Genomic DNA, 25,520 nt, shown 5'->3' on the forward strand with positions numbered 1-25,520 from the left:
TGACTATATCTTTGTCAGAGTCCTCTTGGAACCTGCCGAAACGGCGGCTTTAGGGACGAAGAGACTTAAGGCTTCTGTCGGACAAGCAGGGATACAAGCCGGTTTTCCCGTCTCGGTGTTTTCACAAAGGTCGCATTTATAAGCTACGATTCGGAATGGGCGGCCCTTGGTATTGCCGTGATAAATGCGGGTCATGGTGATGGCGTCAAAGGGACAAGCCTTAGAACACTTGCCGCAGCCCCGACAGGCGTCTTCATCGATGACGACGGAATCTTCCCCGAGGGAGATGCAGTTAAAAGGGCAGGCGTCGAGACAACGCGGTTTCGGACACTGTTGGCACTGGACGGCCTTGGTGATTTTTGACGTGTACACGACGTGAACGCGCGGCGTAAAGTCGAAGCTGTTTGGTTTCATGGCGAATAAGGCCTTGCCGGTGTGACTGGCGACGCAGGCTGCCATGCAGGTCTTACAGCCGATACAGAGTTCCGGATCTGTCTTAATATGATTAAACATGGCCGAGGCCTCCTTCCGATTGAATTCCCATGCGGCTGCGAATGGCGGCGTACTGGGCTTTTACACTCATTTCTGCCTGTTTTTGGTCGTCGATTTTTTCGACGCGGCAGGCACAGTACTTATATTCCGGCGTGCTGCTCTTGGGGTCTAAGGCGGAAATGGTCAATTCATTGCAGGCGCCAATCCACCATTGATAGGTCATGTACGTGGCGCCTTGAGAGACTCGGTCGGAAACCTGACAACGGGTGATGGTCTGTCCGCGTCGAGAGATGACTCGGACTAAGTCGCCGTCGGCAATATCGAGACTTTGACAGTCGTCGGGATTCATCTGAATGTATCCCGGTTCATCGGCCAGGTCAACGAGGAGGCGACAGTTGCCGGTCATGGTTCGAACGGAATAGTGGCCGACTTCGCGGACCGTCGATAAGGACAGGGGATAATCGGGGCTTTCGACTTCTTTTACCGGTGTCCACGGGAAGTAATAGAAACGGCCTTTTCCGTCGGCTGTTGCAAAGTGAGCGCCTTTATGGAGGTACTGTGTTCCCTTATCATTTGGGTCTTCCGAGAAACAGGGCCATTGGATCCCGTGATTGGCGTCCAGCTTTTCATAGGTCGCGCCGGTAAATTTGGGACAGAGAGACCGCATTTCATCCCAGATTTCTTCCGTGTTATGGTACTGCATGGGATAGCCCATGGCAGTGGCTAAGAGACAGAGAATTTCCCAGTCCGGTTTGCAGTCGCCCTGCGGCTCGATCAGTTTGCGGACGCGCTGGAAGCGGCGGTCGCAGGAGGAGTAGACGGCATCGTGTTCGCCCCAGGCTGTGGCCGGGAAGACGACGTCGGCGTGTTCACAGGTTTTGTTGAAGAAAATATCTTGAACGGCGACGAAATCGATGGCATTGAGTGTCCGTCTGATTTCCGGAAGGTCCGGGTCCGATTGAGCCGGGTCTTCACCGATGATGTAGTAAGCATGAATCTGCTTTTTCGGGTCCTTTTCACGGAGGACCTTGGCCGGGACGCGGGTCAGGGGCAGTCCGACTTTGTCAGGCAGGACACAACCCCAGGCCTTTTCGAATTTTCGGCGGACGGTTTCGTCCGTTACGGGCTGATAACCGGGGTACTGGTTGGGCAGGAGTCCCATGTCACAGGTTCCCTGGACGTTGTTTTGGCCTCGGACCGGGCCGACACCGGTAGCGTAATGGCCATAGTTGCCGGTCATGAGGCTGAGGTTGGAGCAGGCAATGACGCATTCGACACCTTGAGAAAACTGGGTAATGCCCATGCCCCACAGGGTTACGGTGTGTTTCGAGGAAGCAAAGAGGCGGGCGGCCTTGCGGATCGCGTCGGGATCTAACTGGGTTGCGGCGGCCACGGCTTCCGGGGCGTACTTGTCCTGTGCAATTTCTTCGGCATAGACATCGAAACCTGTCGTATGCTTTTCGATAAAATCGCGGTCGACTAAGTTTTCCGTTACCATGACATGGGCCATGGCATTGAGCAGAAGCATGTTGGTACCGCCTTTTAGCGGGAGGTAAATATCGGCCAACCGTCCCATTTCCGTCAGGCGGGGGTCGACGCAGATGATTTTACAGCCTTTCTTCTTCGCTTTGACGATGCGGCGGGCTACAATAGGGTGTGAGACCGGGGCATTGTAACCGATGTTGAAAATGACTTCGGCATCTTCGATTTCCGGAATGCTGACTGACATGGCACCTTCACCGACCGATTGGCTAAGGCCGGCAACGGAGGCGCCGTGGCAGATGCGGGCGCAGTGGTCGACGTTATTGGTGCCGATGACGGCGCGCATGAATTTCTGGGTAATATAAGCCGTTTCGTTGCCCGGACCGCGGGCCGAACCGGCACCCATGACGGCGTCGGTTCGGCCCGCGGTCCGGGCAACGAACCGGCACCCATGACGGCGTCGGGGCCATACTCTTTGATGATGGCTTTGAGCCGCGATGCCGTGTATTCGATAGCCTCCTGCCAAGATACTTCGACTAAGGGACTTTGTTTGCCGCCCTTGCGGATCATCGGATGGCGGATTCGCTTGGTAAGAATTTGAGGATCATTCAGGTAGTCCCAGCCATAAAGGCCTTTTAAGCAAAGGCGGCCTTCGTTGTTGACGCCTTCCGGAGATCCTTTTGCTTCAATGACACGATTCGTTTCTGTGTCTACCGTACAAGTAATGACACAGCCTGACCCGCAGTAGGGACAGACTGTGTCAATGTTTTTATGAGTATTCATAGTAACACCTCGCTTTTGGGTTCAACTGATTTTTGTACATCACGGGCAGGATGTAAAGCTATGCTACCATAGTAGAACTTCTGTCTGCGAGATGCAATTACATAATCACTAAGGGCTTATATTTCCGACGAACGGTATCCCGTGAGGAATAAGATATGATTGACTATATTCGCGGAATCAGCTTGCTGGATATCGATCTGTGGAAATGGTCCGTGGCTGTGACTTTCGACAAGAACTAAATCGGCTAGCTGTTGTTGTGTCATATTAAAGATGACATCTTCTTTTTGCGCTTCCGGTCCGATCATATCGGGGCTGCAGAGACAGGCCGAGACGGCACCGGCACTTCTGGCCCGGTCCGTGTCGGAACCGGCCTTGGGACGACAGTCCGTGTGGTGCGTGCTTTTTATGTAGGCGACGTGGTATCCGCGGCGTGTCAGTTCGGCAATGGCCGTTTCGGCGGCCGTCGTTTTTCCATCTCCCGAATTCGGGGCCGTCAGGGTGACGACAGGAATTTTGCGCCGGCTGTTGGCGGCACGGCCTTTGGCAGCTTCGTAGTCAGACATGGTATTGACGTTGAGGTACAGAGCCGGTCGACACGATTTCAGGGTAGCCGTAGGAATCGTCTGCAGAAATTCCTGTAGACAGTAGTTTCCGGTCTGAAGCTGCCGGGCAATGGCCGGAACTAATTCTCGGCTGTAAAGAGCGGCTAAGGGTTGATCTCGGCCGTCTTTTGTCCGGGGAATAACGGCCATCAATTCGGGGGCTCGGCGAACGGGGCGGAGAATGTCCGAAATCGGCGAGAAATCGTAAAAGGGAAGGTCGACAGACAGCACCAAATAGTAGTCGCATTCGCCGTCGCGCATGGCTGCTTCCAGTCCGCCCAGGGGACCGCAGTGTTGGACGTTGTCGGCGATGGTGCGGACCGTACGGGCGAGCTTGGCCGGCAGGTTCTTGGGCGAGTAATCCCGGTTGATGGAGACGATGCGTTCTGCAAAAGGCGCGCGCTGACTGCGAAGCAATAAATCGGTCAGCAAATCCGTTCCGTTCCAAGGCAGGGTTGCCTTATCGTGGCCCATGCGAGAACTTTCGCCCCCGGCCAGGATAATCAGGCCCAGGGAGAAACGATGTGAATATTTTATCATCCTCTATCACGTCCTTTATTATAATATAATTATATTATACCATGATTTTATGTGATAAGGTGAGGAAGTTGACTGGAAGTTTCCACAAAAAAAGTATGGAAAGCTAACAGATTTTAATGTATAATGAGTTTAGTCGAAGATGGCAGTCGATGAACTGCCGGATTTACTTTTTTTATCCGTTATTTGAACTTGCGAATAACGATGCAGGGAGGCGTTCATGGAAGGGCAAAAGCTTCACTATAAGGTCATCATGTGTCTGTTGGGCGACAAGCGGGCTTTCGGACCCGGCGTGGCCGAGCTCTTAGACGGCGTTCGCCGCCGTGGTTCGCTCCAGGGAGCTGCTAGAGACATGAATATGTCTTATTCAAAGGCGTGGACGATCATGCGCGACGCCGAGGCCATTTGGGGTTTTCCCCTCATTCGCCGCTATGTCGGCGGAAAAGACGGGGGACGGTCGGTCCTGACCGGACAGGCCGAAGAAATACTCAAGCGTTACCGGCACATGAACGAGGCCGTCCGAGCTGTAGCGGCTCGACAGTTCGGCGAGTTATTCAATGATGAAGAATTACAAAAATTAAGAGAAATGAGAGGCTAGAACGTTATGAAAATGATGAAAACGGAAGACGCTGTCGGTCATATTCTCTGCCACGATATTACGCAGATTATCCGCGGCGTTACCAAAGCGCCGGTGTTTCGTAAAGGGCACATCATCACCAAGGAGGACATCCCCGTTTTGCTATCGGTCGGAAAAGACCATGTCTATATCTGGGAAAATGATGACACCGTTTACCATGAAAATGAAGGGGCGGCCATTCTGCGGGACATCTGTATGGGGGCCAACATGCATGGCAGCGAGCCTAAGGAAGGGAAAATCGAACTCATTGCCGACTGTGATGGTGTGCTGACCATTCACCGTCAAGGTTTGGAAGCGGTCAATTCCTTAGGCGAGATGATGATTGCTACCCGTCACGGCGGCTTTACCGTTCGCAAGGGCGATAAATTGGCCGGAACCCGGATCATTCCCTTGATTATAAAAAAAGAAAAAATGGCCAAGGCCAAGGCCGTGGCAGGTCCCTTGCCGCTGCTCGATGTCCACCCTTTTCATAAGAAACGGGCCGGCGTCGTCACGACGGGCAATGAAGTCTTTCATGGCCGCATTGAAGATACGTTTACGCCGGTCATTGAAAGTAAGCTGGCTGAATTCGATGCGAAAATGGCCATGCACAAGGTCCTGGCTGACGATCCGGCAGCCATTACGGCGGCTATCCGGGAGATGCTTGACGCCGGCATGGATATGGTTTTCTGTACGGGTGGCATGAGTGTCGATCCCGATGATCAGACGCCGTTGGCCATTAAAAACACTGGGGCCCGCATCGTTTCCTATGGCGCACCGGTATTGCCGGGAGCCATGTTTTTACTGGCCTATACGGACGACAATCGACCTATCGTCGGCCTTCCGGGCTGCGTCATGTATGCCAAACGGACGATTTTTGATCTCGTCCTGCCGTCGCTCATGGCCGATGTTCCTGTAAAGGCTTCCGATTTGTCTCGTCTGGGCGAAGGCGGACTGTGTCTGAACTGTCCGGTCTGTACCTTCCCGAACTGTGGTTTTGGAAAGTAGGTGTTCTTGTGAACCCGTTTACACATATTGACAAGAATGGCGATGCCGTCATGGTCGATGTCAGTGGAAAGACGGTGACGTCGCGGACGGCCATAGCCTGCGGCCGTATTTCGATGAGCCGTGAGTGTTATGATGCCGTGAAAGCCGGCGCTATGAAAAAAGGCGACGTCCTCGGCGTCGCCCGCGTTGCCGGGATTATGGGCGCCAAGCGGACGAGTGAACTCATTCCGCTCTGCCATATCTTAAACCTTACAAAATGCGGCATCGAATTTATTTTTCATGACGATGTCTGTGAAATCGAAGGCCGCTGCACCGTTAAGTGCGACGGCAAGACCGGCGTCGAAATGGAGGCCCTGACCGGTGTGTCGACGGCCTTACTCACGGTTTACGACATGTGTAAGGCTGTCGATAAAAAAATGTGCCTGAAAGACATTCATCTCGTCGAAAAAATAGGTGGAAAAAGCGGCCATTTCCAATACGATGGAGGCTCTGACCATGAAGGATAGATGGGGGCGGACCATTGATTATCTCCGCCTGTCGCTGACGGACCGCTGCAACCTTCGCTGCCGATACTGCATGCCGGATGACGTCGAAAGCGTCGGCCATGATGCGGTCCTACGCTATGAGGAAATGATGATTGTCTGTAAAGCTGCGCTGAAGCTGGGCATCGACCGCTTTAAGATCACCGGCGGCGAGCCCCTGGTTCGGCGAGGTGCCGTCGATTTCATACGAGCCTTGAAAGGCCTCGACGGTGTCCGCTCGGTAACGATGACCACCAATGGGATGCTGCTGGAAAAAGATTTGCCGGCGTTGTCCGATTTTGGCATTGACGGGATCAACATCAGTTTGGATACCTTAGATGCCGAGCAGTACAGACGGATTACCGGCGGCGGAGACTTGTCCGTCGTCCTTAAGGCACTCCATGCCGCCGTAGAAGCAGGTGTAAACGTCAAAGTAAACGCCGTATTGCTGGCTGAAACGAGAAATCAAATCGTAAAATTGGCAGAACTCGCGCAGTCGCTGGCCGTCGACGTCCGGTTTATCGAGCTCATGCCCATTGGTTTTGGGACGACCCTGGCCGGACTCACTCGCGATGATTGCCTGAAAGTCTTGCGCCGTTCCTATCCGGACCTTGCGGCGACCGATGAAGTGCGCGGGAACGGCCCGGCAGACTATTATAAGAGCCGGTATCTTTACGGGCGAATCGGCTTTATTGCCGCCAACAGCCACGCTTTCTGCGCGTCCTGCAATCGCTTGCGCCTGACCAGTACGGGCTTTTTAAAACCCTGTCTCTGTTATGATGACGGCGTCGATTTACGGAACATCATCCGCAGCGGACGCCCTCAGATTGAGATGCAGCAGGCCTTGACGGAAGCCATCGAGAGGGCCGTTTACGAAAAGCCGGCGAAACACTGTTTTGGTGAGAAAGCGGCCATTAGCGAGCATAAAATGATGAGTCAGATCGGAGGATAAGAAAATGGGAAAAATACAGGCCATTTGTAGCAGCGACGTTCGGGGAATCGCCAAAAGCGTCATCCCCGAAGGGCGTTTTAAGGTCGATTGGGGGTTAGAAGGCGATGCCCATGCCGGTCACTGGCATCGCCAAGTCAGTCTGCTGGGGCTTGAAAGCATTGAAGACTTCCGTCGCCGCGGCGGCAACGTGGAATTTGGAGCCTTTGGCGAAAATCTGGTCGTTGACGGCTTTATCTTTTCAAAACTTCCGGTAGGAACCCTGCTTCGCTGCGGGGATGTCTTGCTGGAAATCACTCAAATCGGCAAGGCCTGCCACAGTCACTGTGCGGTATATGAAGCCGTTGGCGACTGTATTATGCCGCGGGAAGGTGTCTTTGCTAAAGTCCTGGAGGGCGGTGTCATCCATCCGGGAGACGAGATGGTAGAAGTAGAACGCGGGGAAAAACGACCGTACCAGGCAGCGGTTATTACTCTTTCCGATAAGGGCTCTCAGGGACTGCGCCAAGACGAAAGCGGTCCGGTCATCGTTAAAAGGTTGGAACAGGAAGGCTATGACGTCGTCGAAACGATTCTCCTCCCCGATGGACGGGACGAATTGGAGCAACATCTGCGCCAACTGGCAGACCAGCGTCAAGTCGATCTCATTTTGACGACGGGCGGTACCGGTTTTGGCCAGCGCGACGTTACCCCGGAAGCGACCATTGCCGTTGCCGACCGTCAGGTGCCGGGGATTGCCGAGGCCATCCGAGCGGCGTCGATGAAGGTCACACAGAGGGCCATGCTGTCCCGGGCCGTCAGTGTGATCCGTAAGAAAACCTTGATCATCAATCTGCCCGGCAGTCCTAAGGCTTGCCAAGAGTGCATGGATGTCTTTTTAGAGACCATTCCTCACGGGTTGGATTTACTTCGCGGCGGTGTTTCTGACTGCGCTCGCAAGTAAATTTACATAAATGCCATTTTTATAAAGGAGATGCATGACCATGATATGGAAAAAAGCAGCAGCGGCGGTGTTAGCTGGGATGATGGCTTTCGTCTTGGTCGGCTGCGGAGCGGAAAAACAAGCAGCCCCGGGTGCCGGCAATGGTGAAAAAGTTCATTTGACGGTATTTGCGGCAGCCAGCATGACGGAAACGATGACCCAAATTGCCGAACAATATCAGAAAGAGCATCCGAATGTCGAAATTTCCTTTAACTTTGATTCGTCGGGAACGTTGAAAACGCAGATTCAAAACGGCGCCGGCTGCGACTTGTTCATTTCAGCAGCGCAGAAGCAGATGAATCAGCTCGATGCCGCCAAAGACGGCAAGGATAATCCCGATAAACTCGATTTCATCAAAAGCGACAGCCGCATCGACCTCTTGGAAAATAAGGTCGTCTTGGTCACGCCGGAAGGAAATCCCAAGGGCATTCAGAATTTCAATGACATGGCCGCGAAATTAAGAGACGGTTCCATCCGGCTGGTTATGGGCAACAGCGACGTTCCTGTCGGTCAGTATACGCAGAAAATCTTGAAATTCTACAACCTCGATGAACCGGCTATTGCCGAGGCCGGTCACATTACCTACGGTTCCAACGTCAAGGAGGTCACGACTCAAGTCCGGGAAGGCAGTGCCGATGCCGGTGTCATCTATGCGACGGACGCTTTCAGTGCTAATTTGAAGCCCCTTGACGAAGCGACGAAAGAGATGTGCGGCCAGGTCATCTATCCGGCAGCGGTCATGAAGAACAGCCGACATCCGCAGGAGGCACAGGATTTCTTGAATTATCTCAAGGGTGCCGAAGCGATGAAAATCTTCCAGCGCGTCGGGTTCAGCCCTGTCGGCTAAAGGTGGTCGACTATGGATTGGTATCCCCTTTGGAACAGCCTGCGCATTGCGGCTATCGCCTGCGTCATCGTCTTTTTCAGCGGCATCGCCTTGGCTTACTATGTAGCACGGCTGCCGCGGGTCTTAAAAGGAATTCTCGACGTCGTCCTGACCCTGCCCCTGGTGTTGCCGCCGACGGTCTGCGGCTGGCTGCTGCTCTTGGTCTTTGGACTTCAGCATCCCGTCGGCATCTTTCTCAGTGAGGCCGGCATCCGCTTCGTCATGACCTGGTACGGCGGCGTCCTGGCATCGGCTGTCGTCGCCTTTCCCCTCATGTACCGCACGGCGCGGGGGGCTTTTGAAAGCTTCGATGAAACACTGGCCTGGAGTGGAAAGACCTTGGGGTTGTCGGACACCTTTATTTTCTGGCATATCCGCATGCCCTACTGCAAACAGGGCATCATGGCCGGCACGGTCCTGGCCTTTGCCAGAGCTCTCGGCGAATATGGGGCGACGAGCATGCTTATCGGCTATATCCCCAAGCATACGGCGACCATTTCGACGACGGTGTACCAATTATGGCGGACCAATGATGAGTACAGTGCCTTCATTTGGGTCTTGGTCAACATCGCCATCAGTGCCGTCGTCTTGATGACGGTCAACCTCTTTGAACAGCGTAACCGTGAAAGGAGGCGCCCGGCGTGATTGATATTTCGGTCTATAAAAACTGGGGGTCCTTTACCCTCGATGTAGCCCTTCATCATCAAGGCGGTATCCTTGGAATTCTCGGGGCTTCCGGCTGTGGGAAGAGCAAAACACTGCAGTGCGTGGCCGGCATTGAAACGCCTGATGAAGGACACATCTCCGTCGGAGGGAGGATCTTCTTTGATCGTAAACGAGGCATCGACGTCCCGGTTGCCCGGCGGCGGGTAGGGTATCTTTTTCAGCATTATGCCTTATTTCCCAACATGACTGTCGAAGAAAATATTCGCTGCGGCGTCCGCTCGTCGACAAGGGACCTGGCTTGGAAGCAGGTGAAGTCCATGATGGAGCGCATGCGCCTTACGGGCCTTGAAGGGCAGAAGCCGGCAGAGCTGTCCGGTGGTCAGCAGCAGCGGGTCGCTTTGGCAAGAATTCTGGTAAATGAACCGGATATTCTCCTATTGGATGAACCTTTCAGTGCCTTGGACAGTTATTTAAAGGAAAAAGTCATTACGGAACTGAAGGCTCTCTTGGCAGAATTTCCCAAGGATGTTATCTTAGTTACCCATAGCCGCGATGAGGCCTATCAGCTCTGCCATTCCATTGCCGTCCTCGATGGCGGCCGGGTGTCGGCTGTCGGGCCGACAAAGGAACTCTTTGCCAATCCCCAGTCCAGGGCGGCAGCTGTTTTGACGGGCTGTAAGAATATCGTCTCGGCCAGAAAAAGCGGGTCGGAATCGGTATTCATCCCCGATTGGCAAGTCACCCTTCAGACGGAAGGACGACCTGTCGGGGACGATCTCTGCGCTATCGGAATCAGAGCGCACGCATTTCACGGCGGCGAAGGAGCAAATTCCCTGCCCATCGTCATTACGGAAGAGATTGAACAGCCTTTTGAATGGATCGTTAAATTCCGTTATCCCCGTCAGTCTCTGGCGACGCCCGATATTTGGTGGCGCTTTGCCAAACCGGATCGGCCCGATATCCTGCCGGACCGCTTAACACTTAGGGGTGACGATATTTTACTACTTTACAGGTGATGATTATGGAACGGATATATACAGCATTATATGAAAATCTAAAGGCCGGCCGCCCGGCTGTTCTCCTGACTGTTGTTGAGCGAAAAGGTTCGACGCCGCGCGGTATCGGAAGCCATCAGGTCGTCTTTGTTGATGGAACGACGATGGGGACGGTCGGCGGCGGCTATCAGGAGCACTTGGCCATTGAATGCGGCAAAGCCTGTTTGGCTGAAAAACGGTCTGACTTTCGCCGTCTTATTCTTCATCCCAATGACGTGGAAGACATCGATGCTGCCTGCGGCGGCGAATTGACGGTATTTTGCCAGTACTTCGACCCGGCTTTGCCGAAGGTCCTTGAGGTACTGGCAGCGATGATCTCAGCCTTACAGCAGAAGACCGCTTCGTGGCTGGTCTTTGATATCGGCGACGTGAATCATTGGGGCATGGCCCTCCTTACTGATTCGGTGATCGGCTGCGGCAAGATGGCATCCCTACAGTCCATCGATGCCGCCTGGTGCCGTAGTCATCCTGCCGGGATGACGGATGTCGGAGACGGCTGCCTGTATCATGAGCGTTTGGCGTTGCCGGGTCGGGTCTTTATCTTTGGCGGCGGCCATGTGGCTCAGGCCCTGGTCCCCGTTCTTTCGGGCATCGATTTTTCCTGTATCGTCATCGACGACCGGCCGGAATTTGCAAAGGGCGATTTATTTCCCCAGGCCGCGGCGGTGCGTCTGGTCGATTATCGGGAACTGCCGGAAGACCTTGGCATCACGGCCGATGATTACGTTTGCGTCATGACCCGCGGCCACCACGGTGATTACGACGTTCAGCGGCAGATCCTGCCTATTCGGCCCCACTATCTCGGCGTCATCGGCAGTCGCCGCAAATTGGCCTTTGTTAAAGGGAAACTCTTGGCCGACGGATTTTCCGAAGCCGATATCGACGCCTGCTATGGTCCCATCGGCCTGGCTATTTCAGCGGAAACGCCGGCTGAAATCGCCATTAGTATTGCCGCTGAAATGATCGCCGTCCGAGCCAGGCGGGAAGGGCGGGAAAAACACCGGCCCAAGTCCTTATGACGGCCCGTGTCGAGACCTACGTCGGGGCCGGGGGCAAGACGACGACGATTTTTTTTCGGGCCTTGAAGGCGCGGCAATTAGGAAAAAAAGTGGCTGTCGTTACGACGACTCATATGATGCGGCCGCGACAGGGATTCGTCCCCGGTGACCTGCCGGCGGGCTGGAAGGAGCAGTGGCAGAGGGACGGCATTATCGTCGTCGGCACAGCCCTTGATAATGGGAAAATAACCTATCCCGGCGATGGTGTTTATGAGGCTCTTTGCGAGCTTTCAGACCTCGTTTTAGTCGAAGGCGACGGATCGCGTCGCATGCCTTTGAAGGTCATGGGACCTCATGAACCGGTGATTCCCGAAAACAGCGATGCCGTTTACTGTCTGGCCGGCCTGTCGGCACTGGGACAGACTGTCGGTGAGGCCTGTTTTCGCTATGAATTATTAGGACTTTCGGACGATGCGGTCATTACAGAAAAACTCTTGGCCCGCATTATGGAGGAAGGCTGTTTAGCTCGTCTCGGCTCCTTTTGGGACCGGACGACGGTCATCCTGAATCAGGTTGATGACGAAGCTCTCTTTCAGTGCGGCCATCGAATCTTGCAGCATCTGTCTCGGCCGGGACGTATGACGGCCTATGAAGAGGAAGCGAGGAATCTACCGTGAAGATACAGTTAATCCTTATGGCGTCGGGCTTTGGCCGTCGTTTCGGAGGCAATAAACTATCGGCTGTGGCAGCGGGCCGACCTTTATATTCCTATGGGCTTACCAGCCTGTGTCAGGGGGCACAGGCTTTTTTGCCATTGTCCGGTATTGACTGTTCCGTCGCCGTCGTTACCGCCCATGATGACATTGCCGAGGCCTGCCGAAGAAAACATATCGACGTCCTTTGGAACCCTCAGGCCTTAGAAGGCATGGCCGCTTCGATTCGAATCGGCGTCGGCACTTATCCCGACCGGGATGTTTGGGGCTTTTTCCCGGCAGACCAGCCACTCTTGACGGGGCAGACGATTTCTCTCTTTTTGCGTCAATTTATCGCCTCCGGTACGGCTGTCGGCTGTATGCACAATGGGGAGCGGCGGTGCAGCCCGGCCTTGTTCCGAGCCTCCTGCAAAGATGAACTCTTAGCTCTTTCCGGTGATGTCGGGGGCCGTCATCTGATTCAGTCGGATCATACCTGGGTCTGTCATCCCGGCGATGCGGCCGAACTCTTCGATGTCGACACCCGAGACGACATGGCTGCGGTAACGACTAGATTATCCATATAATGATTTAAATTATCGGCATACATCGACTTATAAGATACATGGTATATCTTGACCGCGACAAATCGGATGCGAACCGTTATAATGGAGATATATACTTGTCATGGGAGGGAGTGCGGTGATTAAGTTATTATCTGCCATTTATCTGGTTTGGGGCTTCAACTGGGTCGTCATGAAAGAAGCCAATCTCTTTTTTCCGCCGGTTACCTTTTCCTGCTACCGATTCATTATCGGGGCCTTGGTACTGTTGGCGGTCTGTTTTTGGTTGAAACTGCCGATACCGCCGCGTCGCTATTGGCCGTGGATTGCCATTACGGGATTTTTGCAGATTGCCGTCAATACGGCGGCCATTCAAATCGGCATGGTAACCCTCGGAGCGGGCTTGGTCGCCGTCCTCAATTACAGCATGCCCGTGTGGATGGCCTTGATGGCGCATTTCTTCTTAGGCGAGCACTTGACGCGGCGAAAAGTCATGGGCATCATCGTCAGTATGGCCGGTATGTGTCTCCTCATGAATGTCGACAGCGGCGGCGATGTATCCCTTGTCGTACTGACTTTGATCGGTGCGGCGGCCTGGGCGGCAGCTGGGATTATCGTTAAAATTCAGGACCGCCGCATGAAGTCTAATGACTGTAACCTCATTCAATACACGACGTGGCAGATGGTCGTCGGCGCCTTGGCCCTGGGGATTCAGGCGGCGGTTATGGAGAGCGGGACGATCCAGTGGACGCCACTGGCCGTGGGTTGTCTGCTCTATAACGGCGTCATGGCTTCCTCCTTGGCCTTTTTCATGTGGAACTATCTGTTGACCCAAATCGAAGCGGCCAAGGCGGCAATCGCCATCCTCGGCGTTCCCGTCGTCGGCGTAATCAGCGGCGTCTTGGTCCTGGATGAACCGCTGACGATGATGACCCTCATCGGCATGGTCATGATTTTAATCGGTATCGTCTGCATCGTTCGGCAAGGGAAAACGGCCAAAGTGACAGCCGGGGAGCTGTGAGAAACTTAATTATCCATTAGGAGGCTTTTTATGAAATGTGTTGTATTGCTCAGCGGCGGCGTCGACTCGACGACGTGTCTGGCCATGGCCTTAGAAAAATATAAGAAAGAAGACGTCTTAGCGCTGACGTCCTATTACGGACAGAAGCACGCCAAGGAATTGGAATCGGCCAGAAACGTTGCGGCTCATTACGGCGTCGCTCATCGAGAAGTCGATTTATCCCAGGCCTTTTCTTTAAGCGACAGTTCGCTCTTACAAGGAAGTCACAAGAAAATCGCCGCGGAATCCTACGCTGATCAATTGGCAGAAAAGGGAGGAGAAGGGACGGTCGATACGTATGTCCCTTTTAGAAACGGATTGTTTTTGTCTTTTGCCGCAGCCATTGCCGTCAGTGTCGGCGCCGAAGTGATCTATTACGGAGCCCATGCCGACGATGCTGCCGGACGGGCTTATCCTGACTGTACCCCGGAATTTGAAACGGCTATGAATACGGCTATTTATGAAGGATCGGGAAGAACCTGCCATTTAGAAGCGCCGTTATTGTCCTTAAATAAGGCCGGTGTCGTGAAAGAAGGGCTGCGCCTGGGGGCACCCTATGAACTGACCTGGAGCTGCTACGAAGGCGGCGATAAACCGTGCGGTGTTTGCGGAACCTGTCGTGATCGGGCGGCGGCCTTTGCCGCCAACGGCGTTGCGGATCCGGCACTGCAGTAAGTTTTGGTGGTGGCAAAAAGCAGCTCTCAAAGGAGAGCCTTGAATCTTGGAGAGGATGGTGCACTTATGAAGGGCAGTATAAAACGGCAGCTCGCCGCGGTCATCTTGATGAGTCTCATGGGCTTCGGTGCGGTCTATGCTGCGGATGTCTCAGAGAAGGATAATTTTTATCAGGCTGTCAATCACGGCGTCTTACAGGAAAAGAAAATCGAGCCGACAGAGGCCTCGTGGTCGTGGTTTTCGGAACGCTCCTTAGAAAATAAAAAGGCCTTAAGGAAAGAGGTGGAAGCCATTGCGGAAAAACAGGGAACCTATCCGAAAGGCTCTCCGGAACAGAAAATCGCCGACATCTATGTCAGCGCCTTGGATAATGAAAAACGAAATGAAACGGCTCCGGGGAAGCTGAAGGCTTTGACGGAACCCATCAAAGAGGCAAGGAATCTGACCGAGTTGACCAAGGCCCTTCAGAAGGTGAGTGAAAAGACAGGGGCCGGTGTCTTTATCGACTATATGCCAGACCGCATTCCAACCGGTCTGCGCTATATTCCCCGAATCCTTGTGACCGAGCCGTCTTTTACGCGAGATGAATTGGAAAAAGAACCTCAACCCGGCGCCTGGAAGGCTTATCGTGATTACGTTGCCCACGTTTTGGAAGAGGCCGGAGAAACGTCGGATAAGGCGGCAGCCCACAGCGAAGCTATTTTTGCCATGGAACAAAAACTGGGGCACCATCTCTTGACCAGTGAACAGCGAAATGACGTGACCGTCCAAAATCGCCTCGTATCGCAAGGTGAGCTAAAAAAACTCATGCCCCATATGGGGGCTCAAACGATATTAGCCGGCCTTGATTTGACAAAAGAAAAACAGTTTTTCCTGTCAAATCCCGATTATTTACAGCACTTCGATGCGCTCTATACGGCCGATAATTTAGACCTCTTAAAGAGTTATGCCGTTTACCAGGTATATAACGGCTTTGCCCCTATGGCTCATATCAAACTGCGCGACCTTCAGCGTGACTATTTGCGCCAGCGTTTCGGCATTGCCAAAGCTCATACCGACAAGGAAGGCGCCAGCCGTATGGTCCAATTCTTGCTGTCCTATGAGGTCGGTCAGATTTATATGAAAAATCACAGTACGGCGGCGGTCGTGGACGATGTCAAGGACATGATCCGGGAAATTAGGGACGTCTACAAACTGCGCCTTGAGGCCAACGATTGGCTCAGTCCCAAAACGAGGGCCAAGGCCATTGAAAAACTGAACAGTCTGCGCGTCTTTGTAGGGGGGCCGGCAGACGATGACAAACCGATCATTGAAAGCATGCCCGACGTCATTGCGCCTCAAGACGGCGGCGATTTACTGACCAATATCATGCATAACAGCGTCTTAGAACGGCAGCAGGTCCATGCTCTTCTGGGGACGAATTTTAATCCCGACAAGTGGTATGCTTTTGCCCCTCAGGACGTCAACGCCGCCTATATTCCCGAAAACAACAGCATCACCATTCCGGCCGGTATCCTCCAGGCTCCGTTCTATGATGCTAAGGCTTCGCGCGGTGCCAATCTCGGCGGCATCGGCGTCGTCATCGGCCATGAAATCTCTCATGCCTTTGATCCCAATGGCAGTAAGTATGACAGTGAAGGACGATTAAAAAACTGGTGGACGAAAAAGGATGCCGAGGCCTTTCAGAAACTGTCTGCTGCTTTTGGTCCTTATTACGATAACTATACCGTCGGCAAGGGTCTCCATGAAAATGGGAAGTTGGTCAGTAATGAAGCTATTGCCGACTGCGGCGGCCTGTCGGTTGCAACGGAGCTTGCCAAGGGCGATGAAACCGTTCTGCGCGATATCTACCATTCCTTTGCGGCTATTTTTGCAACTAAGATGACCGATCAAATGCTGCTGTACTTGATCCAGAACGATCCCCATCCAATTGGTGAAGCTCGTGTCAACGGTGCCTTATCGGCGACGGACGGCTTTTATAAAGCCTATGGAATCACATCGGGAGACGGAATGTACGTGGCACCCGCGAAGCGGGTTCACCTTTGGTAATTCTAACAAAAAGATAACAAAAAGAGGGGGAATTTATAAAGTCTCCCCTCTTTTTATCTTGCAATATTTGGGGGAATACGGTACAATCGCAAGTGAGCAATAGCCGTATATTGCACTAGTGGGACAAAAATCGTACCACTGGGAACAGAAACGTAAATCGTTACGTCTATGTGAGTAGAAAAGGAGATATCTGTATGCTAAAAAAAACCAAGATCGTCTGCACTTTAGGCCCCAGTTCTAATACTCCGGAAATTATTGAAAAGATGATTAAAGCCGGCATGAACGTTGCCCGTTTTAACTTCTCCCACGGGTCTCATGAAGAACATAAACAGCGCATCGACATGGTTCGAGCTGCTTCCAAAAAATTGGGAATCCCCGTAGCACTGCTCCTCGACACGAAAGGCCCGGAAATCCGTTTGGGCAAATTCAAAAACGGCTCGATCATGATGGAAGCCGGCAATGAATTTACCTTGACCGCTCGTGACGTAGAAGGCGACGAAACGATTGCTTCTATGAACTATAAAGAATTGCCCCAGGACGTTAAGGCCGGCGACCATATCCTCTTATCCGACGGTTTGGTAAACCTCGAAGTCGTCAGCGTCGAAGGCGAAGATATTCATACGAAAATCCTCAACAGCGGTAAGATGAGCGACCGTAAGCGCGTTGCCGTACCGGGTATCGCCATCAACCTTCCGGCTGTCTCTGAAACGGATGCTGCCGATATTGAATTTGGCTGCCGTATGAATATGGACCTCATTGCGGCTTCCTTCATTCAGCGCGGCAAAGACGTCCTTACCATCCGCAAACTGCTTGAAAAGCACAACAGCGAAATGAAGATCATTTCTAAGATCGAATGTCAGGCTGCTGTCAATAATATTGATGAAATCATTAAGATGAGCGACGGCATCATGGTCGCCCGTGGTGACCTTGGTGTCGAAGTACCGGCAGAAGAAGTCCCGATGCTCCAGAAAGTCCTCATCCGCAAATGCCATGAAGCCGGTGAACCGGTCATCACGGCAACTCAGATGTTGGAATCGATGTGCAACAACCCTCGTCCGACTCGTGCTGAAACGAGTGACGTTGCCAATGCCATCATCGACGGCACCGATGCCATCATGCTCAGCGGCGAAACGGCCGGCGGTCTCTATCCGGTAGAAGCCGTTGAAACCATGGCTCGCGTCGCTACCTTTACGGAAAGCAACTTTACGTCGAGACCTTTTGAAGATGACGATTGTGAATCGGCTACGACGACCGAATCCATCGGCAAAGCCGTCGTTAAGATTGCCAAAGACCTCCATGCTGCAGCTATCATCGCTTCGACCGAACGCGGCGGCACAGCCCAGATGATTTCTAAATTCCGTCCGGACTGCCCCATCGTTGCCGTATCTCCGCACGAAGCCATCGTTCGCCGCTTACAGCTCAACTGGGGCGTTCAGGCCATTAACGGGAAAGAAGCCGTTGACTCTGATGCTGTCGTCGACAATGCTATCTTTGCAGCCCTCGATAACGACCTCATCAAAGCCGGTGATCTCGTCGTCTTGACGGCCGGTGTCCCTGTTGCGAAAGCCGGTTCGACCAACATGATCCGCGTTCAGGTTGTCGGCGACGTCCTCCTTCGCGGTACCGGCATTGGCCGCAACTCGGCTATCGGTAAAGTTTGCGTTGCCGAATCTCTGGAAGACCTGAAGAAGAACTTCACGGACGGCTGCATCCTGGTTCTCCGCGCCGCTCGTGCTGACTTTGTAGAATATATGAAACGCGCCAGCGCTATCGTATCTGAAGAAGCAGGCCTTACCAGTGAATCGGCCATCGTTGCCATCACTCTCGGCATTCCGACCGTCGTCGGTGCAGAACATGCTGCGGATACCTTGAATAACGGCGAAGTCGTCACCGTTGACGCCAGCCGCGGCACGATTTTCCGAGGCGCAGCGAACGCTCGATAAATCATAAAGAATACTTCGTGAATGATTAAAAACTCCCTCCGTGAGTCTGCCTTATAAGGCCTGATTTATGGAGGGAGTTTTGCGTTAAAGACTGTTTTTGGGTTTAATTTCGTGATTGTTATGTCACTACCGGTGAGGAAATGGGCTAAGGATATTGTTTTGGGACGTGAAAAAAATTGCCATATCTTCACTGCGGCTGCTTTTATATTGTGACTGTATTGTGCACGGGCCATTACTTCGGTGTTATCGACGAGGTATATAATCGGGTAAAACAAGAAAGGATGATGGTTATGAAAATGACGAAGAATATGGCCAAACTGGCAGCTGCTGTCTGCCTGTCTATGTCTTTAGGATTTGGTGTCGTATCGGCCTTGGATGTACCGTTTTCGGACGGGGCGATGCCGCAGGGCATGCCTCCACAAGGGATGCCGCCGCAGGGCATGCCTCCACAAGGGATGCCGCCACAGGGGATGCCGCCCCAAGGCATGCCGCCTCAGGGACAGCAGGGAAAATCCTTGTCGGAATTTACCGCTGCGCAGCGGATTACGGGCAAAGAGGCGCTTCTGGTCAATCAGGATATCACGGCTGATGAGGCCGATGAAAATTCCGTCCTGGCAGAACAAGGCGCTGACGTGACCCTGAAGCAGGTTCGCCTTTCCAAGACGGGACATACGACCAGTGAAGATGGCAGTAATTTTAACGGTCAGAATGCCGTCCTCCTCGTTTCGAACAGTACGGCGTCCCTTACCGACTCTACGGTCACTTCTGATGCCGAAGGGGCCAATGCCGTCTTTGCGACGGGAAAAAATGCAGTCGTCACTGTTAAAGACATTAAGATTAATACCAAAGGCAATTCGTCCCGCGGCCTCGACGCGACGTACGGCGGTACGATTCACGGTGAAAACGTAGATATTACGACGGCAGGGGCTCACTGCGCGGCCTTGGCGACCGACCGGGGTGAAGGCAATGTCTACGCCACGGGCAGTACCCTTTCGACGAGCGGGGAAGGCAGTCCGGTCATCTATTCGACGGGCAACATCGTTCTCACGAAGAGCCATGGTGTCGCCAAAGGCAGTGAAATCGCCTGCGTCGAAGGAAAGAATTCCATCTTCATAGAAGATTCGACCCTCACCGGATATAAGAACCACGGTGTCATGCTCTACCAGAGCTTTTCCGGCGATGCCGGGACGGGGACAGCTTCTTTTACGGCTAAAAATTCGACGCTTCGCAACTATTCTGACGGAGCTATGTTCTACATCACCAATACGAAGGCCGTTGCCAGCCTGACCAATACGGTCATTGAATCGCCGAAGAACAAGAATCTCATCGAAGTCGCCAGCGACCGCTGGGGAACGGAAGGTTCAAACGGCGGTGACTTTGAATTTACGGCAGCCAAACAAACTCTCAGCGGTGACGTCATCGCCAATAAAATCAGTACTGTTTCCGTCAGCTTGACAGACGGCTCGAAGTGGAGCGGGGCTATGAATCCAAAGCACACGGCTAAATCGGCCAGCCTTTCTCTCGATGCCTCGTCGATTTGGAACGTGACCGGCGACTCCTACGTCGCAGCTTTGACGGACGAGGATACGACACTTGGCAACATTCACAGCAACGGCTACACGATTTATTACGATAAGAGCAACAAGGCCAATGCCTGGCTTAAGGGACAGACGGTAAAACTGGACGACGGCGGTAAGGTAAAGCCTTTATAGTCCCGGTTAGGCTTTTTACGGCAGACTTTTCATAAGAAGGTCTTGCGGGACTCTCTTCTAAATGCGATCTTGGCAGTCATGTAAAAAAATAGTTGAAGTTTTTTGTAAATATTGAAATATACTCTCGATAAAAGGGCATAAAGGGCAACCTTTATACCCTTTTTATTTTGCCGGATGCGAGAGAAATCTTTTTTCTTCTACGCCGGCATCACCGCCAGGAAACGAATCGACGTATCGTTATGATAGTCGATAATGGCCGGCCATACGGGAAAAGTTTCCCTAATTATGGCTGTCGGTAGTTTGCTGCGTACCGCTAGCACCTATCTTTCTCCCATTTCTCCATAAAATACAATGTGAAAGTAATAACAAAAAATGTAAAATGGTATTGATATACAGTATCGTTTGTGATATATTAAGAAAGGAATTTTTAAAATATACTATAATTTATGGGAGATGTGGCGGAATGAAGACGGTAAAAGCAATAAGTACAGCCATGGTTATTGCAGCTATGACAGGGAGCATGGTTTTCGCAGCGGATTACGTAGGGGACGGTTCTTTTCTTAATGTCGGTGATTCGACGCAGACACATGAAGGGGCGACGGCCGACACGGCTCGCGTCGATGCTCGAGCCGGGGCGTCTGTCTTGGTTACATCGAAAACTTCAGCTGAAGATAATCCTTATGGGATGGATGAAGCTACGGGGAAGGGAAATCACGCAGCTAACCTTAAAGGCGATTATGATGTGGCCCGCGTCGTTGTTCACAATGCCCGCAGTGATTTCGGCTTAGATACGTATGCGTCGAAGACCGGTACGGCTATCGGGGCTTATGCCAAGGCTAACGGAGTCCAGTCAGCCGCGCTTGGATATAAAGCCGAGGTCATCAGAGCGGCTGAAAATGGATTGGCCTTGGGCTATGCCAGCCAGACTTCGGCCAAGAACAGTGTCGCTCTCGGTGCTAACAGCGTAGCTGATGAAGAAAATACGGTTTCTGTCGGATCTGACCTTTTGACGCGGCGAATTACGCACGTTGCCGATGGGACGGCTGCCACTGATGCTGCTACCGTAGGCCAGCTCCAGTCGGCTTCCGCCTCCCTTCATCAAAATATTCGCTCTTTAGGGACGGAAATTGATCAGGTCGGCGCTGTCTCGGCAGCTCTTGCCGGGCTGCACCCGCTCCAGTCCGATAAGGGCTTTGAAATCTCTGCTGCCGGCGGTGCCTATGACGGGAAACAAGCCATGGCCTTAGGCGGCTTCTACCACGCTAATCCGGATCTCCTGTTTTCCTTCGGAGCTGCCACTTCTTTTGATGGTGACCATAAGACCGCCGGTAACGTAGGCGTCACTTTCCGCGTCGGCCCGAAAGCCGAAAAAAATACATCCGTCGATATCCGTACCTCTGATGAAGTCTTGCAGCGCTTAGACGCCTTGAGCCGAAAAGTTGACAAGTTGGAAGCAGAAAATCAAGACTTAAAGAATAAATTGAACATAAAGTAATGCAGATCGCGGATGAAATAATTATTTGACAACGATATTGAGACGAATGCCAAAAGCCTGCCGTTTGAACGGCAGGCTTTTTGTTCCTTGTTAACGATGGCGGCGTCATCTAGCTCATGCATCTTGAGTGAATCTGCGTTTTCTTTGCGATTGCCTTCAGCAGTTTTCTACGATGGTCAGGGCCTTGAGAGCACTTCTTTGTTATAGGCCCATAAAGGCCAGCATCTGCATCATCCCCGGCAGGAAGGTATCGAGATCGAGGGACTCTTCTAAGGTGTGTTCACGGCGACTGCGGCAGAAGCCGAAGGAAATGGCCGGGATCCCCTGACTCAGGGGAATATTGGCATCGGTACTTCCGGCAATGCAGGTTGTGGTCAGGCCCTGCTGTTTACGGATGGCCGTAATCCTCCGGACGAGGGGATTCTGGTCGACTTGACTGCACGGCCGTTCGCCGATGCTTTTTAAGGAAATGCGAACATCACGGGACGGCTTTTCTAAGAGGGCGTGGAAGGCCTTGTCGAGGCTGTCAAGAGACGTTCCGTCTTCCGAACGAAGATCGACGGTGAAGCGAACCTTTGCGGCAATGGAATTGACCGTCGTGCCGCCGCTGATGGTGCCGACGTTATAAGTCGTCTTGGGTTCGGCCGGGAGCGAGAGGCTGTAAAGCGAATCGATGACGGATGCGGCCGCGGTGATGGCATTGGCGTTTCCAAAGCCCATCCAGCTGTGGCCGCCCGGCGTTTCGATGGTGACCTCATAGCGCCGGGAGCCGACGGCCGTGGCGACGAAGGTGTCGAAGGTGCAGTCGACGGCGACGACTTCAGAAATGCGGCCGGCCCAGTCGGTCATGATTTGGCGAATGCCCTTGAGATTGCCCAAGCCTTCTTCGCCGACGTCAAAGGCGAAGAGGATACCCTGAGGCGGTGTCAGCTTTAAGTCGAAAATCATCTTGATGATGAATAACAGGCCGGCAATGCTGGCGCTGTTGTCACTGCACGACGGGGCCGACAAGATATTTTTTGATTGGTGAATCGGTATCTCGGACAACTTTTCAAAGACCGTATCCATGTGGGCCGTATACAAGGCTGCTTTTTGGCCCTTTTTCAGCCGGCAGGGATAGAGGATGTTGCCGCTGTCATCACGGTAGGCTCCGTCGGCGCCCAGACTGTGGAGGTACTGTAAGATCCATTTGCCTTTGACTTGTTCCCGGCCTGTCGGTGACGGGATGGAAATAATCGTTTTGAGGAGCTCCAGCCACTGGTCTTGGTTCCGGTGTACATAGGTTTCAATGATGTCGTTCATGAATGTCATCTCCCGTAAGAATTTTCCTTATTATACCATATCTATGGGAATGATGATTTTTCGTATTCCTGTATTTTCCATAAGGTAGACGCAAAAAGGCCCTGTCCGCATGGGACAGGGCCTTGGTGTATATTATCCTAAGATTTTTTTCAAATCGGCTTCCGGCGTCGTCGTCGGGGAGATGTTGAAGTTTTCAACTAAGTAGTTGAGGACGTTCGGCGAGAGGAAGGCCGGAACTGTCGGGCCGAGGTAGATGTTTTTCAGGCCTAAGTAGAGAAGGGTCAAGAGGATGCAGACGGCTTTCTGTTCGTACCACGAGAGGACCAAGGTCAAGGGCAGGTCGTTGACGCCGCAGTCAAAGGCTTTCGCCAAGGCGACGGCGACCTGGATAGCGCTGTATGCGTCGTTGCACTGGCCCATATCCATGATGCGCGGCAAGCCGCCGATGGTGCCGAGATCGAGGTCGTTGAAGCGGTATTTGCCGCAGGCCAGGGTCAGGATGACGGTATCGGCCGGGGTCTGCTGAACGAAGTCGGTGTAGTAGTTACGGCCCGGGCGAGCGCCGTCGCAGCCGCCGACGAGGAAGAAGTGTTTGATGGCGCCGGCTTTGACGGCTTCGATGACTTTGTCGGCAACGGACAGAACCGTGCCATGGCCGAAGCCCGTCGTAACCGTCGTACCGCCGTTGATGCCGGTGAAGTGCTGTTCTTCTTTATAGCCGCCGAGTTCCAAGGCTTTTTCAATGACCGGCGTGAAGTCCTTGTCTTCGCCGATATGGGTTACGCCGTCAAAGGAGACGACTTCCGTCGTGAAGACGCGGTCGATGTAGGATTTCTTGGGGGGCATGAGGCAGTTCGTCGTGAACAGGAAGGCGCCGGGGACGCCGTCGAATTCTTTCTGCTGGTTCTGCCAAGCCGTGCCGAAGTTGCCTTTGAGGTGTTTGTATTTTTTCAGTTCCGGATATGCATGGGACGGGAGCATTTCGCCGTGGGTGTAGACGTTGATGCCTTTGCCTTCTGTCTGCTGGAGGAGGCGTTCCATATCTTTAAGGTCGTGGCCGGTAACGACGATGAACGGGCCTTTTTCGATGGTCAAGGGAACCGTCGTCGGAACCGGTGTGCCGTACGTCGAGGTGTTGGCTTCGTCGAGGAGGGCCATGCAGGTCAGGTTGACTTTACCTGTTTCCATGACGATAGGAAGCAGTTCGTCCATTCCCCAGTCTTCGCTCAGGGCCGAAAGGCCTTTGATGAAGAAGGCGCCCAGTTCGTCACTGGATTTGCCGAGCATCAGGGCATGATAGGCGTAGGCTGCCATGCCGCGCATGCCGAAGAGAATGAGTGATTTCAAGGAGCGAATGTCTTCATCGGCATTCCACAGGCCGCTCATGTCGTAGTCGTCAGCCGGGGAATCCGAAAGAGAGGCCGATTCAGCATGGACTTTGTCGATCATAACCTGCGTCGTTTCGGTGTTGAAGTTGACGTTGGTAACGGTCGTGAACAGGCCTTCGAGAATGACCCGGTAGGTCTGCGCCGTCGGAACGGCGGTCTGACAGGTACGGGCGAGACCGATCAGAGCGCCGGTCAATTTGTCCTGAAGGCCGGCTTCAGCCGACGATTTTCCACAGACACCGGCACCACCCGTACAGCCTGTACCGAAAGCGGTCTGTTCACACTGGAAGCAAAACATCTGTTGTTCTTTTGTCATTGAAAAAAACCTCCTCTATCTTTATCACAATAAAAAATGAATGAATACGTAAGTTATCTAGTATGTCTTCAGCTCTTATCGAGTATACGTAGAGTATAGCAGGAGTCGATGTGGATTTCCGTTGCATTTACAACAAAATGAAAATTATCTTTCCTTTTGGAAACGAAAACGATGCTTGCGAAATGAGGTTTTCTACGGTAATATAGATGTATATAATCTATATTATAATAGATTCGACAGATATGTAAATAGGAGGAATTCACGATGTCAGATAATAAAACCTATGCTGTGTTTAAAACGAATAACGGCGACTTTACGGTAGAGCTCTTTGCAGAAAAAGCACCGATTACCGTTGAAAATTTTGTAACCTTGGCCAAGGACGGATTTTACGATGGAACGATTTTCCATCGCATCATTGCCGACTTCATGATTCAAGGCGGCGACCCGACCGGTACCGGTCGCGGCGGCTCGAAACAGACCATTCCCGATGAATTCGGCGAAGGCCTCGATTTCAGCCAGCCCGGTATCTTAGCTATGGCCAATGCCGGCCCCAACACGGGAAGCTCTCAGTTCTTCGTCACCGTCGTACCGACGCCGTGGCTCCAGAATCATCATTCTATCTTTGGCAAAGTCGTTAAGAATTATGATGTTGTCGAAAAAATCAGCGGCGTTCAGACGGATTTCGCCGATAAACCCCTCGAAGATGTCGTTTTGAATACCGTTGAAATCACGACTGAAGCGTAAGGCT

At 52.8% G+C, this 25,520-nt stretch carries 22 protein-coding genes and 1 pseudogene; 18 read left to right on the top strand and 5 right to left on the bottom strand.

Annotated features, from left to right (window positions below):
- Positions 1 to 3 precede the first annotated feature (3 nt).
- The 3 genes and pseudogenes from UCI88_RS00695 to UCI88_RS00705 all read right to left on the bottom strand — a co-directional run bounded on the left by UCI88_RS00695 (position 4) and on the right by UCI88_RS00705 (position 3,899).
- A complete protein-coding gene (locus UCI88_RS00695; protein WP_256180038.1) occupies positions 4 to 513 on the bottom strand; it encodes a 4Fe-4S dicluster domain-containing protein in 510 nt (169 codons plus the stop codon).
- A pseudogene (gene fdhF / locus UCI88_RS00700) lies at positions 506 to 2,757 on the bottom strand (formate dehydrogenase subunit alpha). Before fdhF ends, UCI88_RS00695 begins: the two are co-directional and overlap by 8 nt.
- A 116-nt stretch (positions 2,758 to 2,873) precedes the next feature.
- Positions 2,874 to 3,899 carry a molybdopterin-guanine dinucleotide biosynthesis protein MobB gene (locus UCI88_RS00705; RefSeq protein ID WP_256180036.1) on the bottom strand — a complete coding sequence of 342 codons (1,026 nt, stop codon included), beginning with the start codon at positions 3,897 to 3,899 and terminating at the stop codon, positions 2,874 to 2,876.
- Positions 3,900 to 4,116: 217 nt separating this feature from the next.
- Between UCI88_RS00705 and UCI88_RS00710 the strand changes: the two genes are divergently transcribed.
- The 17 genes from UCI88_RS00710 to UCI88_RS00790 all read left to right on the top strand — a co-directional run bounded on the left by UCI88_RS00710 (position 4,117) and on the right by UCI88_RS00790 (position 21,766).
- A complete protein-coding gene (locus UCI88_RS00710) occupies positions 4,117 to 4,494 on the top strand; it encodes a winged helix-turn-helix domain-containing protein (RefSeq protein ID WP_044502958.1) in 378 nt (125 codons plus the stop codon).
- Between the two features lie 6 nt (positions 4,495 to 4,500).
- The gene (locus tag UCI88_RS00715) at positions 4,501 to 5,520 is read left to right on the top strand and encodes a molybdopterin-binding protein (RefSeq protein WP_044502957.1); all 1,020 of its coding nucleotides are present in this window, start codon (positions 4,501 to 4,503) and stop codon (positions 5,518 to 5,520) included.
- 8 nt (positions 5,521 to 5,528) lie between these two features.
- Complete coding sequence (moaC, locus tag UCI88_RS00720) at positions 5,529 to 6,026, top strand: cyclic pyranopterin monophosphate synthase MoaC (RefSeq protein WP_044502956.1); 498 nt, start codon at positions 5,529 to 5,531, stop codon at positions 6,024 to 6,026.
- Positions 6,016 to 6,993, top strand: a complete 978-nt coding sequence (moaA, locus tag UCI88_RS00725; RefSeq protein ID WP_044502955.1) for a GTP 3',8-cyclase MoaA — start codon at positions 6,016 to 6,018, stop codon at positions 6,991 to 6,993. Before moaC ends, moaA begins: the two co-directional genes overlap by 11 nt.
- A gap of 4 nt (positions 6,994 to 6,997) precedes the next feature.
- Positions 6,998 to 7,933, top strand: coding sequence for an MOSC domain-containing protein (locus UCI88_RS00730; protein WP_256180035.1), 936 nt, complete (start codon positions 6,998 to 7,000; stop codon positions 7,931 to 7,933).
- Positions 7,934 to 7,973: 40 nt separating this feature from the next.
- Complete coding sequence (modA, locus tag UCI88_RS00735) at positions 7,974 to 8,819, top strand: molybdate ABC transporter substrate-binding protein (protein WP_256180034.1); 846 nt, start codon at positions 7,974 to 7,976, stop codon at positions 8,817 to 8,819.
- A 12-nt stretch (positions 8,820 to 8,831) separates the two neighbouring features.
- Positions 8,832 to 9,503 carry a molybdate ABC transporter permease subunit gene (gene modB / locus UCI88_RS00740; protein ID WP_256180033.1) on the top strand — a complete coding sequence of 224 codons (672 nt, stop codon included), beginning with the start codon at positions 8,832 to 8,834 and terminating at the stop codon, positions 9,501 to 9,503.
- Positions 9,500 to 10,540, top strand: a complete 1,041-nt coding sequence (locus UCI88_RS00745; protein WP_256180032.1) for a sulfate/molybdate ABC transporter ATP-binding protein — start codon at positions 9,500 to 9,502, stop codon at positions 10,538 to 10,540. The genes modB and UCI88_RS00745 overlap by 4 nt, the downstream gene beginning before the upstream one ends.
- Positions 10,541 to 10,545: 5 nt before the next feature.
- A complete protein-coding gene (locus UCI88_RS00750; RefSeq protein WP_256180031.1) occupies positions 10,546 to 11,598 on the top strand; it encodes an XdhC family protein in 1,053 nt (350 codons plus the stop codon).
- On the top strand, positions 11,595 to 12,254 hold the full coding sequence (yqeC, locus tag UCI88_RS00755; RefSeq protein WP_256180030.1) for a selenium cofactor biosynthesis protein YqeC: 660 nt from the start codon (positions 11,595 to 11,597) through the stop codon (positions 12,252 to 12,254). Before UCI88_RS00750 ends, yqeC begins: the two co-directional genes overlap by 4 nt.
- Positions 12,251 to 12,856 carry a nucleotidyltransferase family protein gene (locus UCI88_RS00760; RefSeq protein ID WP_044502949.1) on the top strand — a complete coding sequence of 202 codons (606 nt, stop codon included), beginning with the start codon at positions 12,251 to 12,253 and terminating at the stop codon, positions 12,854 to 12,856. The genes yqeC and UCI88_RS00760 overlap by 4 nt, the downstream gene beginning before the upstream one ends.
- A 115-nt stretch (positions 12,857 to 12,971) precedes the next feature.
- Positions 12,972 to 13,853 (top strand): DMT family transporter, encoded by an 882-nt coding sequence (locus UCI88_RS00765; RefSeq protein WP_256180029.1) that lies wholly within the window; start codon positions 12,972 to 12,974, stop codon positions 13,851 to 13,853.
- Between the two features lie 30 nt (positions 13,854 to 13,883).
- The gene (gene queC / locus UCI88_RS00770) at positions 13,884 to 14,567 is read left to right on the top strand and encodes a 7-cyano-7-deazaguanine synthase QueC (protein WP_065360258.1); all 684 of its coding nucleotides are present in this window, start codon (positions 13,884 to 13,886) and stop codon (positions 14,565 to 14,567) included.
- Positions 14,568 to 14,633: 66 nt separating this feature from the next.
- Positions 14,634 to 16,616 carry a M13 family metallopeptidase gene (locus UCI88_RS00775; RefSeq protein ID WP_256180028.1) on the top strand — a complete coding sequence of 661 codons (1,983 nt, stop codon included), beginning with the start codon at positions 14,634 to 14,636 and terminating at the stop codon, positions 16,614 to 16,616.
- A 194-nt stretch (positions 16,617 to 16,810) separates the two neighbouring features.
- A complete protein-coding gene (gene pyk / locus UCI88_RS00780) occupies positions 16,811 to 18,559 on the top strand; it encodes a pyruvate kinase (protein WP_065360256.1) in 1,749 nt (582 codons plus the stop codon).
- 290 nt (positions 18,560 to 18,849) lie between these two features.
- Positions 18,850 to 20,271, top strand: coding sequence for a hypothetical protein (locus UCI88_RS00785; RefSeq protein WP_256180027.1), 1,422 nt, complete (start codon positions 18,850 to 18,852; stop codon positions 20,269 to 20,271).
- A gap of 463 nt (positions 20,272 to 20,734) precedes the next feature.
- Entirely contained in the window at positions 20,735 to 21,766 is a 1,032-nt protein-coding gene (locus tag UCI88_RS00790; protein ID WP_044502944.1) for a YadA-like family protein, read from the top strand.
- 201 nt (positions 21,767 to 21,967) lie between these two features.
- Here UCI88_RS00790 and UCI88_RS00795 read toward each other — a convergent pair whose 3' ends face one another.
- Together UCI88_RS00795 and hcp are read right to left on the bottom strand one after the other, a co-directional pair.
- A complete protein-coding gene (locus UCI88_RS00795) occupies positions 21,968 to 23,068 on the bottom strand; it encodes a M20/M25/M40 family metallo-hydrolase (protein ID WP_256180025.1) in 1,101 nt (366 codons plus the stop codon).
- A gap of 132 nt (positions 23,069 to 23,200) precedes the next feature.
- Positions 23,201 to 24,772, bottom strand: coding sequence for a hydroxylamine reductase (gene hcp / locus UCI88_RS00800; protein ID WP_256180023.1), 1,572 nt, complete (start codon positions 24,770 to 24,772; stop codon positions 23,201 to 23,203).
- 264 nt (positions 24,773 to 25,036) lie between these two features.
- Between hcp and UCI88_RS00805 the strand changes: the two genes are divergently transcribed.
- The gene (locus UCI88_RS00805; protein WP_044502941.1) at positions 25,037 to 25,516 is read left to right on the top strand and encodes a peptidylprolyl isomerase; all 480 of its coding nucleotides are present in this window, start codon (positions 25,037 to 25,039) and stop codon (positions 25,514 to 25,516) included.
- Positions 25,517 to 25,520: the final 4 nt, after the last annotated feature.

This window comes from Megasphaera massiliensis (assembly GCF_036305205.1).
In the GTDB taxonomy this organism is placed as follows: domain Bacteria; phylum Bacillota; class Negativicutes; order Veillonellales; family Megasphaeraceae; genus Megasphaera; species Megasphaera massiliensis.

Coding starts and splice junctions, on each gene's coding strand:
- UCI88_RS00695 (WP_256180038.1), bottom strand. CDS start 513: ATGTTTAATCATATTAAGACAGATCCGGAACTCTGTATCGGCTGTAAG.
- UCI88_RS00705 (WP_256180036.1), bottom strand. CDS start 3,899: ATGATAAAATATTCACATCGTTTCTCCCTGGGCCTGATTATCCTGGCC.
- UCI88_RS00710 (WP_044502958.1), top strand. CDS start 4,117: ATGGAAGGGCAAAAGCTTCACTATAAGGTCATCATGTGTCTGTTGGGC.
- UCI88_RS00715 (WP_044502957.1), top strand. CDS start 4,501: ATGAAAATGATGAAAACGGAAGACGCTGTCGGTCATATTCTCTGCCAC.
- moaA (WP_044502955.1), top strand. CDS start 6,016: ATGAAGGATAGATGGGGGCGGACCATTGATTATCTCCGCCTGTCGCTG.
- UCI88_RS00730 (WP_256180035.1), top strand. CDS start 6,998: ATGGGAAAAATACAGGCCATTTGTAGCAGCGACGTTCGGGGAATCGCC.
- modA (WP_256180034.1), top strand. CDS start 7,974: ATGATATGGAAAAAAGCAGCAGCGGCGGTGTTAGCTGGGATGATGGCT.
- modB (WP_256180033.1), top strand. CDS start 8,832: ATGGATTGGTATCCCCTTTGGAACAGCCTGCGCATTGCGGCTATCGCC.
- UCI88_RS00750 (WP_256180031.1), top strand. CDS start 10,546: ATGGAACGGATATATACAGCATTATATGAAAATCTAAAGGCCGGCCGC.
- yqeC (WP_256180030.1), top strand. CDS start 11,595: ATGACGGCCCGTGTCGAGACCTACGTCGGGGCCGGGGGCAAGACGACG.
- queC (WP_065360258.1), top strand. CDS start 13,884: ATGAAATGTGTTGTATTGCTCAGCGGCGGCGTCGACTCGACGACGTGT.
- UCI88_RS00775 (WP_256180028.1), top strand. CDS start 14,634: ATGAAGGGCAGTATAAAACGGCAGCTCGCCGCGGTCATCTTGATGAGT.
- pyk (WP_065360256.1), top strand. CDS start 16,811: ATGCTAAAAAAAACCAAGATCGTCTGCACTTTAGGCCCCAGTTCTAAT.
- UCI88_RS00785 (WP_256180027.1), top strand. CDS start 18,850: ATGAAAATGACGAAGAATATGGCCAAACTGGCAGCTGCTGTCTGCCTG.
- UCI88_RS00790 (WP_044502944.1), top strand. CDS start 20,735: ATGAAGACGGTAAAAGCAATAAGTACAGCCATGGTTATTGCAGCTATG.
- UCI88_RS00795 (WP_256180025.1), bottom strand. CDS start 23,068: ATGAACGACATCATTGAAACCTATGTACACCGGAACCAAGACCAGTGG.
- hcp (WP_256180023.1), bottom strand. CDS start 24,772: ATGACAAAAGAACAACAGATGTTTTGCTTCCAGTGTGAACAGACCGCT.
- UCI88_RS00805 (WP_044502941.1), top strand. CDS start 25,037: ATGTCAGATAATAAAACCTATGCTGTGTTTAAAACGAATAACGGCGAC.